Source organism: Okeania sp. SIO2F4 (assembly GCF_010672385.1).
Lineage (GTDB): Bacteria > Cyanobacteriota > Cyanobacteriia > Cyanobacteriales > Microcoleaceae > Trichodesmium.
This window is the reverse complement of the sequence record NZ_JAAHGT010000279.1, coordinates 1-10,449: the sequence shown is the minus strand read 5'-3', so window position 1 is coordinate 10,449 and position 10,449 is coordinate 1. Positions and strand designations below refer to the sequence as shown.

The window sequence follows — 10,449 nt, the reverse complement described above, 5'->3', positions numbered from 1 at the left end:
TTTTGAAGGAAGAATCAGAGTTGAAAGATTGAGCGAAAATTAAAAGTTACTCTCAAAGCATCCTTTACCGAATAATTAAGGTAAAAAGCCTCTTCTTATATCCTTATAAAGGAGAAACAAGCGGTCGGAAAGCAAAGCATGGAGTAGGATGGGATGGCGAGGTCTCCCGCTCTTTCAGAGCCGCTGCCTCTTGCCTCCTTTCCTTCGGAATGCTACGCAAACAGAGGAGCTTCGCTTAAGAACAATTAAGAGCAATCAAAATCATTTTATATTCTGACTCCTGACTCCTAATTACCACTAAAATCTTACAACTGAAATATGATTACTATATAGCAATTCCCAAAAAGCGTGAGGTACAAAATTTCAGGTTTGAGGGAACACTTAACTGGGAAAAGGGAACAGGGAATAAAAAGACAATAAAACAATAAAGATAACTGTACCTCACGAGCTTGGGAAACGCTATATATTTGCTTACCTTATTTATTACCGAATAATTAATAATTAATAATTAAATAATTCGCGCCTTGAAGCCTCCCCTTGGATAGGGGAAAAAGCGGTCGGAAAGCAAAGCATGGAGTAGGATGGGATGGCGAGGTCTCCTCGCTAGCCTCCAATCGACCAAGAGAAAAGAAAATATCCTTATATTCAATTCCGTAACGGTTAAAACCCTAGGTAATTATCAATTATCCATTATGCATTATCCATTAATGAATAGAGCAGTGCTACACTTTTCAAGGAATAATTGTCTGGAATGAGTTACCAACTTGTCATATATTCTCACAATATTGCTGTTAGAAAATCCAACATTATGAACAGTATCAATCATTTTAATGTAGTAGTAATCGGAGCTGGTCCTGCTGGCTGTCAATGCGCTAGAACTTTAGCAAAATTAGGATACAAAATTTTACTGCTTGAACAACATGAAACATTTCAAAAAAATGACTTTTCTAGTGCAGCAACTCCCCAAGAAACTCTTGATAAATTTAACTTGCCAGAAACAGTAGTCGGCAGTTATTGGCAGAAAATTAGTATTGTTACAACTAACATTAATCATACCTGGGCATCACCCAAAACTTTAGGAGCAGTTTTAAATTTTGCCAAACTTAGAGAATTTTTAGCAGGAGAAGTGAAAAATTATGGTGGTCAAGTTTGGATGGGTTGTCGTTATACTGAACATTTTCAAGAAAATGGTAAAACTATTGTAGAAATGAGGCGTTTTGGTGGTGATAAATTAACTGTTACTACAGAAGTTTTAGTTGATGCAACCGGACCTGCAAGAGCAGTTATGTATGATAAAAAAAATAGCAAACCTCAGTTCTTAACAGCAGCAGGAATTGAATATTTAATCGAAGTTGAAGGAAGAGAATATGATAAATATGCTAATGATTTAATTTTTTTCTTAGGTCATAAATGGATGCCGAAAGGTTATTCTTGGATATTTCCAATGGAATCAGCACAGCAAAGATTAAAAATTGGTGTAGCAAGGTTTAATTTAGAACATAAACAAATAGTAGAAACAAAATCAATGAGGTGGTATCTAGAACTCTTAATTCAAGATTATATGAAACTTGAAAAATATAAATTAATAGATACCCATGGTTCAACTGTCAAATATTCTGTAGGATTAAAAGATATTTATTATCAAGATAATGTTATTGCAATTGGTGATGCAGTATCTACTATTAATATGTTGGGTGGAGAAGGTATTAGACATGGTATGGAAAATGCAGAAATAGCTAGTAAATATATTAAAAGATATCTAGATAAACACTTATTTAGTTTTCGTCCATATCAAAGAGAAATGCAGATACGATATGCTATAAAATGGAATATTTCTGAACAAATGGGGCGCAGAAGATATATGCAGGATAGTGACGAATTAATCGATAAAGGAGTGAAGTATTTAAAATCTTTGACAGTAGAAGATATGATGAAGATTTTGTTTGAATACAATTTTCAAAAGTTGTATAAAGGATTGGGTAAATATATACAACGCAAACTCAAATTAGTCTGGCAACAAATTAACAATTTTTTTATGGCTAAATTCAGCTAAGTTTAGTAAATTTGGTTTAAGTATTCAGGTATTAGCGCTCAACTTTGTAGCTTTTTTCTAGGAGATGCTCCATCAACAGCTTTTTAATTAATGAGTCATACCAATTTGCTAAATATTTGGTATTAATAGTTGAGCTGCTGCTTAGGAGTCAGCAGAATATAGAATCTCACAATCTTTTCTGGTCAGCCCATATATGTTAATCAAAGAGACATTCAAATAACTTTCTTTTTTCATGCTTGGTACAAGATTAGACAATATCCTTTTACAGTAACTTTTAATTATCACTATAGCAATCCGTGCATAGGTTGCGGGTAATCAAAAAGTAGATAAAAAAAGCAAAACTCCCACCAGTTAAGTGTTCCCTAAAAGCGGTAAGATTTTTATACACAAATAAAATAGGATTGCTATAAATATTTCAATTCTGATTGATACTTCAAAGAAAATAAATGAATAACTAGGAACTACTAGCTCAAAGCTAAATGCTGAGAATTTGATTATTGTCAACAAAATTATAATTAGGGGAAAATATCATGTCTAAAATTACAGAAGTTAATCCGATTATTTGGAAAAATAACCGAGTTTTATTAATTGACCAGACTCGTTTACCAGGAGAATATAAAATTGTAGAAATTAACAGTTCTGAAGAGATGGCAAAAGCTATTAAAACCATGATAGTTCGTGGAGCACCAGCCATCGGCATATCAGCAGCTTATGGAATGTACTTAGGAGCAAAAGAAATTTCCATAACTGATAGAAATGAATTCTTAAAACAGCTAGAAGAAATAGCTATAATCTTACGACAAACTCGCCCAACTGCTGTTAATTTATTTTGGGCAATTGAGCGAATGTTAAAAGTAGCAAATCAAACTAATGGGTCTGTAGAAGAAATTCAAACAGCCTTATTAGAAACTGCTAAAAATATTCATGCAGAAGACTTACAAACTTGTAAAAATATAGGCGATCGTGGACTAGAAGTTTTACCAACTACTCCAGAAAAATTGAACATATTAACCCACTGTAATGCTGGAGCATTAGCAACTGCTGGTCATGGTACAGCATTAGGTGTAATTCGTTCCGCGTGGCGAGAAGGAAGATTGGCCAAAGTCTATGCAGATGAGACCCGCCCCCGTCTCCAAGGAGCAAAACTTACTACTTGGGAATGTGTCCAAGAAAACATACCCGTCACCCTAATTAGTGATAATATGGCTGCTCATTGTATGAAGCAAGGTTTAATTCATGCTGTAGTAGTGGGAGCTGACAGAATAGCAGCAAATGGGGATACTGCCAATAAAATTGGTACTTATAGTCTAGCTATTGTGGCCAAAGCACATAATATTCCTTTTTTTGTAGCTGCACCTCTGTCAACAATAGACTTTAAATTATCTCATGGTAGTCAAATACCTATTGAAGAAAGGGATACAAAGGAAATATATCAAGTGGGAGAAACGCGCATTTGTCCAGAGGGAGTAGAATTTTATAATCCGGCATTTGATGTTACACCTGCAGAATTAATTGCAGGAATAATGACAGAATATGGGACAGTTGCGCCAGGAGAATTAGAACAGTTGGTATGATTCAAAAGTTATGTTCAATAATTAATAATTAATAATTAATAATTAATAATTAATAATTAATAATTACCTCTTCTTATAACTGATAGGATTGCCTAAAAGAAATTTTTTTCTTCTCAAGGGGAGATTGGATATGGCGAGGAGACCTCGCCATCCCTCAACCGCTTTTTTCTCCATAAATGGAAAGGCTTTATACCTGAATTTTTCGGTAATTGACAGGTTTTTCCCATCAAGAAAGACTTGATTTAGGTGCGCTCATATCCAAGATATGCCAAATTACCTGACAACTTATGATTGTCCTGAGTGTGGCTTGTCAATAGATCGAGATTTAAACGCCAGCATAAATTTAATAAAGCGAGTGCGTAATTCTGAGGTCTCCTCAGAATGTAAGATGCACTCAAGAGATGCGGTCAGTGAAAGCTACACTTCGCCTTCGGTGTTTAGCGCCAGCGTTGCGAAGCAAACGACCGTGAATCTCCGTGGATGAGTAACCGCCGACGCCTCAGAATCAGCAGGAAGTAAACATCTTATCAAGTAAGTATTCATAATTTGTTTTTTAGTATTTATGCTATCTATCTATACCTGAGAAATTGCTGAGGAACCATCATTGACATCCTCCCGACGCTGCACTTGCGTGACAGCGCGGGATTCCCAAACCTCACGTTAGCGTTAGCGAAGCTCCTCTGCAAGAGGCAGCTCCTCCTTAGGAGGCTTTGGGTTTCTGCTTCTAACGCATCTGCCTCTGAGGGCGAACCTCTTTCCGGTCTAAAGGCGCGCTCCTAAAGACTTGCCAGCGCCGCCAAAGGGGGTCTCCCCCATGAGCGACTGGCGCTGACACTGCTAGCCCAGCAGCCTTATTCTTCTGCTGTAGCACAAAAGTCGTAAATACCGCAAGATTGATTGGTTTTTCCATCTCTGAGCTCCCCTGACCGAGAGCGCGGGTCTTCAACCAACCTTGAGATAAAACAATAGACATAGGCGTGAAAAAGATATAGATTTTTTGCGGCTAGTAGGGAACACTTAACACTTAACAGTTAACAGGGAATATATTTTCACGCAAAAGATACGATAAATGATTTCGGAGAGTGAATTTGACAACTCTAGCTTGTCTTAAATAAAGAGCAAGTTTATTTTCTGGAGAGGTCTAATATATACTATATTTATACTCATTATTCCCATACCTATACCAGGATTCAATACATACATAATCAGAGATGGAATTCCGGCAAGTAATAAGCTAATTGTTGCAATAAAACATAAAGTTATACCTACTTTGTATCCCATATAAAGCATTAAACCTCAACCAGAAATTACCAAGACAACTTCACTAATAAAGTAGCGATCGCTGCACCCACTGCTTGTAGATTAGGAATCAAAATTGCATTAGCAACAACATTAATTGTTACCGTTATTAGCAATAATTTTAGTAAATATTTTTCCCGTCTAGTAGTCTGTAAAAAAGTTTCTACCAAAGTGCCAAACATTTTGATGCTTAGACTTGGAAGTAGCATGGCAAGAGAACTAATAGCAGGGGAAAAAGTTTTTCTATGAATGATAGTAACTATGATACTCTGACAAAATCCAGCCACAACAATTGTTGGTAAAACTATAGCCAGTAGACTTGATTATTCATTAATTTATTCAGGAAATTTGCTAGAGCGAAAATTTTTCCACAGCCATAATATACTGACAATTAATACTGAGTAAGATAATTCCCAACTAATAAATATAAAATGACTAATATCAAATAATCCTTTGGAGTGATGAACTGATGGAAAAATAGGTATTGCTGACTTAAAATATGTATCTGTTAAAGGCCAGAACAATTGTAAACCAGAACCACTTGTTGTCGTGAAAAAATCTAACACCAAATGAGAACTGTAGATAACCAAAGTAAATAAAAATATTTGTTTAAAGGAATATTTGCAGAAATAACTAATTAGCCAAGCAAAAACTAAACTCAAACCAATAGCAAAAATTAAAGTATGAGTAATACCCCGATGAAATATTTCTCCTGTGATTAACTGGGGAATAAAATCAAAGTCAGCAAAAATGGCGATAAAAACAGGATAAAAATTTTCCCAGTTCCACCAACGAGAGGGATAATATTTTGATAGCTCTTGTGGTAGAAACTTTGCTAGTACATATCCAGAAACTGAGTGAGCTATTGGAGATGGCATGGTTAAAAATTGTTGATATAAAGGAAAGGTATTAAAAGAATATTGGTACTAATGTCAGTAGAATTATACTAATTCACTTAAACAATCTCCTCCATAATTCCACACCCTTAGTTGTGAAATAATCGGTTCAATTTTTGATGAGTTAAAGCTTTGATTCCTACTACTGAAATTAAACCTAATAACCCAGTTTGGGAATGATCGAAAATTTGATAATGTTTGGCTAAGACGGGTTCACCTGTTTTAGGATTAACATTAGTTGTTGGTAGCATGCTACCCAACTTTTCAAAAAATGCTGAATAACTGTGATTTTTTTGAACCATAATTTTACCCGCTGCACCTGATTGTAATCTTAAGTCAGGGTCTTCAATTAGAGAAACTATTCCTTTTGAAAAAGCTTTAGGATGAGGATGAGATAACATTGCTGTTTTGTGACCTAATACCTGAGTATGAGTTGGTAAATTACTTGTTAATACAGCCTTGCCACTATCTAGATAAGAATATATTTTCATGGGTGTATTTTTACCTTTAATTCGAGGAGATACCAAAACATCAGCTTAAGCAAGATAATTTCCTAATTCGCTAGCAGGTTTTTGCCTTGGAAAATGTACTTTTTCTTGAATGCCTAATTTATTTGCTTTGTTTTGATAGTTTTTAATATCTTCGGGATTTCCTCCCACTATGACTAAATCAATTTCTTTTGTTTGTTTTAGTGCTAAAGCAAAACTATCTAGTAGTAAATCTATGCTTTGATATTGTTCTAGATTTTCTACATACATTAGCAATACAATGCTAATTTTTAGCTCTTGTTTGAGATGATGTTGATTGAAAATTTGTTTCTCATTCAACAAATAAACATCTGGTAGGAGTACAACTTTTTTGGGGCGATATTTATTAACAGTATTAGCCAAAGCTTGACAAGTTGGAACTACAACTTCTGCACTATAACTTACGCAACGCATGAGTTATAAATACTACATATATCAGACTTTATAGTTTTGATTAACTATATTATAATTTATTAGCTTAAGTCCTAGTAGCGTTAAATAAGTAGTAAATATTTCTACTTATCCTCCCTATTTTTTAGAGTTGTATAAATTCCTAATTGATTATTTATTCTTCAACTTATTTAAGCCTATCAAATGACTTTAGTATTTCCGAGTGATTTCAGGCAATTTCATCAAATCTTTAAAAATATTTGCCTAAAACTCCCATCGTCTTCATCAAAACTTCATAATACTCCTAGTGGACTTGAGTATACATAATTAAAATTACTAATTAGATTTATAAATTATATTTAAAACTAATGAGTTTGATGTGAAGTAATATTAATCTGGCCTAAATATTTCTGCTTATTGAGAGAATGATTTATCTGTAGCACCCCTATCCTGGCGAGGGTAACCACAGGTGAATTGCCCCTACAAATTTCATTACTCTGATTGACCAAGGCGACAATTTTAACTAAAAGCTAACTTCAGCTCTATGTGTCTGGACTAACCTTTCCAATTCTGTAACTAGACTATCTAACTCTATTACTATCGGAGTAGAGTCAGCTTGACGAAATGCAGTTACAAGCGATCGATAATACCAGAGCGTTCCTTGTTTACCACCCTTAAATATATCCCACAGCACATCACCTTGGGTTCGATAGTCTTTCAAAATAGACCTAATATTATGTAGTTTATCTGCCGCAGAAACCAAGCGCACTGACGGTGACGCATTAGCAATACGATTAATATAAGCTTTTTTACGTTCTTCCCAAGGAGGTTTTGGAGTAGTATCCGTGTCAGTACAACCATCCACTATTTCTGTCACCCTCTCCCCAAACTTTAGTCTAATTTCTGCACGAATAGGTGGCCCGCCTTGGTCTTCTATGGCATCGTGAAGTAATGCTGCTATGGCCTCATCCTCATCAGCGCCGTATTCGAGGGCAATGCTAGCTACCCCTAAAAGGTGGGAAATGTAAGGAACTTTACTTCCTTTGCGAGTTTGATGAGCGTGTAACTGGGTAGCATAAACTAAAGCTTCTGTAAAACGGTGAGAAAGTATCATTTTTTTAAGTCAAAAGTTAAAAGTTAAAAGTCAAAAATAAGAAAAATCTATCACTTTTTAGATATTCAATTTTTATGGTGCAATAATAATAAATTGCTTTGCTCTTGTATTTAGCTCAACTTTAGAATAATTTTATGGATAAATTTCGAGTAGAAGTTATTGCTAAAACACCAAATCCTCAACAGGTAATTTATGCTGCGTTGCATCAAGATTATAGTGAAGGATTTGTATTTGATGAAGGAGATAATTGGCCTTCGGAAGCCAAATGTGGGGAAATTATTGTCAAGCGACTTTTAGCGGGCGATCGCGGACATTATGGTTGTATTGAGCATCCGCAAATTACTTTTAATTGTGGATTTTTTCCCCATAGTGTTATGCAGCAAGCAAGAACTCATAGGATAGGTTGTTGTTTGTCGGGCAACACAAAGGTTAGATTTGTAAATTCGTCTTTATTTAAAGGAGAGGAGTATTATGAGGAAACAATTGAAAAATTAGCTCATCTATGGCATTACGGAAGAAAAAATATGCAAACTTCTAAGGATGCGAAATATATGCAAGAAAGTATATGTAAGCGTACTATTTTGACTTTAGATACTAAAACTAACCAAATTGTTTCTAGTAAAATCACCAATATATATATTAATGGCGAAAAAGAAACTTATACAATAAAAACTGTTTCTGGTAAAGAAATAAGAGCTACGTTGGAACACCAATTTTGGACTAATCAAGGCTGGAAAAGGTTAAAAGAATTTAATAACAGCACTCAATTATCTGAAGTGGAATTTACTGGTAATAAAATTTCTCCACAAGAAATTAATTTTCTGGAAAAAGAAATATTTGATGAAAAGTGGATACCAGTAATAAATTATGAAGGATATGAAGTTTCTAGTTTGGGTTGTTTGGGTTCTTATTTTCCTAAAGGAGGGAGGGGAAATTATTCTCAGTTATTGTCAAATCCTCAGATTAAAAAACTGAATAAATCTAAAAATTATTTATTTACCAGTTTGAGTCATGGAATAGACTCTGGTAAAGTATCGCAAGTAAATAGACATAGGTTAGTAATGGAAAACTTTAAACAATTGGGAGAAGATGAGCAATTTGAAGTAAGACATTTAAACGGAAATAATTTTCACAATAGGTTAGAAAATATTGTCTGGGGTTCTAGTAGAGAAAACAAAATTGACAATATAAATAACAATATTTTCTCTTGTAATGGTGGTGTTTTTGTGGGAATAGAATCTATTGAAAAGTTTGGTAAAGAAATTACTTATGATATTGAGGTAGAACATCCAGAACATAATTTTATAGCTAATGGTTTAGTTGTTCATAATTCTTTTGATGTACAAAGTTATCGGTTTTGTTCGGGAAAAGTTATTGCAGTAGCAGAGGGAAAAACTGATATAGAAACTGCTTTTTACTTACGTCCAGTTGGAGAATATTCTGACCGTCAGGGTAAAAAATATTATTATTCTGCTGAACAACGAGAAGAAGATTTACAGTGGTGTTTAGAGGCAGCTAAGAAATACAAAATTGATCTGGAATTGGGAATGTCTGAAGAACACGCAAGAGGAAAAATTCCTTTTGATTATCGTCAGCATTTTGTTGTTAGTTTTAATTGTCGTAGTTTGCTACATTTTTTGGATTTACGTTTTAAAAAGAATGCTCAATTAGAAATTCAAAAATTATGTGAGTTAATGTGGCCTCATGTTCAAGATTGGGTGCCAAATATAGCAGATTGGTATGAAAAAAATCGATTAGGTAAAGGTAAGTTAGCACCTTAGAAAGTTAAAAGTCAAAAGTCAAAAGTAAGAATTAAAGAAAGTCAAAAATTCAAGGAAATTGTTTGGGAGTATACTGAGTAAGGTATGTCTTGATGAGAGGTAGCAAATGGGATGACTGTATAACCGGATTTTTGATGAATTAATTATTAATCCTGGAGAAAGCACATTAATTCATACAGGTATTTCTATAGAATTATCATCAGGAACACAAGCACAAATTCCCCCGCGAAGTGGATTATCTTTAAAACATCAAGTTAGGGCAATTCTATATTCCCTAGAATAAGGAAATCAGAAAAAATTTAACTCTATAGGTGGAATATTGAGAGATTTTCATCCCCCTAAGATTTAGGGTAAGAAACAAAATTATCTATTCCCTATTCCCTATTCCCTATTCCCTAGTTCCCTATTCCCTATTTCCTATTATGAAACTGAAAGTTAAAAAGTTAGATGAACTGGCAATTATGCCCTCTTATGCTCATAACCAAGACGCCGGATTAGATTTATTTTCTCTTGATGAATTAATTATTAATCCTGGAGAAAGCACATTAATTCATACAGGTATTTCTATAGAATTACCATCAGGAACACAAGCACAAATTCGCCCCCGAAGTGGATTAGCTTTAAAACATCAAGTTAGGGCAATTCTATATTCCCTAGAATAAGGAAATCAGAAAAAATTTAACTCTATAGGTGGAATATTGAGAGATTTTCATCCCCCTAAGATTTAGGGTAAGAAACAAAGTTATCTATTCCCTATTCCGTATTCCCTATTCCCTATTATGAAACTGAAAGTTAAAAAGTTAGATGAACTGGCA

11 protein-coding genes are annotated in these 10,449 nt (G+C 34.3%); 6 read left to right on the top strand and 5 right to left on the bottom strand.

From position 1 onward, the window contains the following. The first annotated feature begins 808 nt into the window (after positions 1-808). The 3 genes from F6K22_RS18375 (at position 809) to F6K22_RS42220 (ending at position 4,111) form a co-directional block, all read left to right on the top strand. A complete protein-coding gene (locus F6K22_RS18375; RefSeq protein ID WP_293100786.1) occupies positions 809-2,053 on the top strand; it encodes an NAD(P)/FAD-dependent oxidoreductase in 1,245 nt (414 codons plus the stop codon). Positions 2,054-2,583: 530 nt separating this feature from the next. After that, positions 2,584-3,627, top strand: a complete 1,044-nt coding sequence (gene mtnA, locus F6K22_RS18370) for an S-methyl-5-thioribose-1-phosphate isomerase (protein WP_375340168.1) — start codon at positions 2,584-2,586, stop codon at positions 3,625-3,627. Positions 3,628-3,883: 256 nt separating this feature from the next. After that, positions 3,884-4,111: a zinc ribbon domain-containing protein gene (locus tag F6K22_RS42220; protein WP_363273851.1), complete on the top strand. Its 228-nt coding sequence runs from the start codon at positions 3,884-3,886 to the stop codon at positions 4,109-4,111. An 823-nt stretch (positions 4,112-4,934) separates the two neighbouring features. Here F6K22_RS42220 and F6K22_RS18365 read toward each other — a convergent pair. The 5 genes from F6K22_RS18365 to F6K22_RS18345 all read right to left on the bottom strand — a co-directional run bounded on the left by F6K22_RS18365 (position 4,935) and on the right by F6K22_RS18345 (position 7,853). After that, positions 4,935-5,135 (bottom strand): polysaccharide biosynthesis C-terminal domain-containing protein, encoded by a 201-nt coding sequence (locus F6K22_RS18365; RefSeq protein ID WP_293100783.1) that lies wholly within the window; start codon positions 5,133-5,135, stop codon positions 4,935-4,937. Between the two features lie 126 nt (positions 5,136-5,261). Next, on the bottom strand, positions 5,262-5,804 hold the full coding sequence (locus F6K22_RS18360) for a metal-dependent hydrolase (RefSeq protein WP_293100780.1): 543 nt from the start codon (positions 5,802-5,804) through the stop codon (positions 5,262-5,264). Between the two features lie 107 nt (positions 5,805-5,911). After that, the gene (locus tag F6K22_RS18355; protein WP_293100778.1) at positions 5,912-6,313 is read right to left on the bottom strand and encodes a glycosyltransferase; all 402 of its coding nucleotides are present in this window, start codon (positions 6,311-6,313) and stop codon (positions 5,912-5,914) included. A 45-nt stretch (positions 6,314-6,358) separates the two neighbouring features. Then, positions 6,359-6,763, bottom strand: a complete 405-nt coding sequence (locus F6K22_RS18350; protein WP_293100775.1) for a glycosyltransferase — start codon at positions 6,761-6,763, stop codon at positions 6,359-6,361. Positions 6,764-7,262: 499 nt separating this feature from the next. After that, positions 7,263-7,853 (bottom strand): HD domain-containing protein, encoded by a 591-nt coding sequence (locus tag F6K22_RS18345; RefSeq protein ID WP_293100772.1) that lies wholly within the window; start codon positions 7,851-7,853, stop codon positions 7,263-7,265. Positions 7,854-7,987: 134 nt separating this feature from the next. Between F6K22_RS18345 and thyX the strand changes: the two genes are divergently transcribed. From thyX to F6K22_RS18330, 3 genes are all read left to right on the top strand, one after another. Then, the gene (gene thyX, locus F6K22_RS18340; RefSeq protein ID WP_293100769.1) at positions 7,988-9,634 is read left to right on the top strand and encodes an FAD-dependent thymidylate synthase; all 1,647 of its coding nucleotides are present in this window, start codon (positions 7,988-7,990) and stop codon (positions 9,632-9,634) included. Positions 9,635-9,749: 115 nt separating this feature from the next. Then, complete coding sequence (locus F6K22_RS18335; protein WP_363273849.1) at positions 9,750-9,917, top strand: hypothetical protein; 168 nt, start codon at positions 9,750-9,752, stop codon at positions 9,915-9,917. Positions 9,918-10,056: 139 nt separating this feature from the next. Then, positions 10,057-10,296, top strand: coding sequence for a dUTP diphosphatase (locus tag F6K22_RS18330; protein ID WP_375340167.1), 240 nt, complete (start codon positions 10,057-10,059; stop codon positions 10,294-10,296). Positions 10,297-10,449 lie beyond the last annotated feature (153 nt).

Bases quoted from the DNA above. Each gene is read 5' to 3' on its own strand.
- F6K22_RS18360 (WP_293100780.1), bottom strand. From the start codon at position 5,804: ATGCCATCTCCAATAGCTCACTCAGTTTCTGGATATGTACTAGCAAAG.
- F6K22_RS18345 (WP_293100772.1), bottom strand. From the start codon at position 7,853: ATGATACTTTCTCACCGTTTTACAGAAGCTTTAGTTTATGCTACCCAG.
- mtnA (WP_375340168.1), top strand. From the start codon at position 2,584: ATGTCTAAAATTACAGAAGTTAATCCGATTATTTGGAAAAATAACCGA.
- F6K22_RS18375 (WP_293100786.1), top strand. From the start codon at position 809: ATGAACAGTATCAATCATTTTAATGTAGTAGTAATCGGAGCTGGTCCT.
- thyX (WP_293100769.1), top strand. From the start codon at position 7,988: ATGGATAAATTTCGAGTAGAAGTTATTGCTAAAACACCAAATCCTCAA.
- F6K22_RS18365 (WP_293100783.1), bottom strand. From the start codon at position 5,135: ATGCTACTTCCAAGTCTAAGCATCAAAATGTTTGGCACTTTGGTAGAA.
- F6K22_RS18350 (WP_293100775.1), bottom strand. From the start codon at position 6,763: ATGCGTTGCGTAAGTTATAGTGCAGAAGTTGTAGTTCCAACTTGTCAA.
- F6K22_RS18330 (WP_375340167.1), top strand. From the start codon at position 10,057: ATGAAACTGAAAGTTAAAAAGTTAGATGAACTGGCAATTATGCCCTCT.
- F6K22_RS18355 (WP_293100778.1), bottom strand. From the start codon at position 6,313: ATGAAAATATATTCTTATCTAGATAGTGGCAAGGCTGTATTAACAAGT.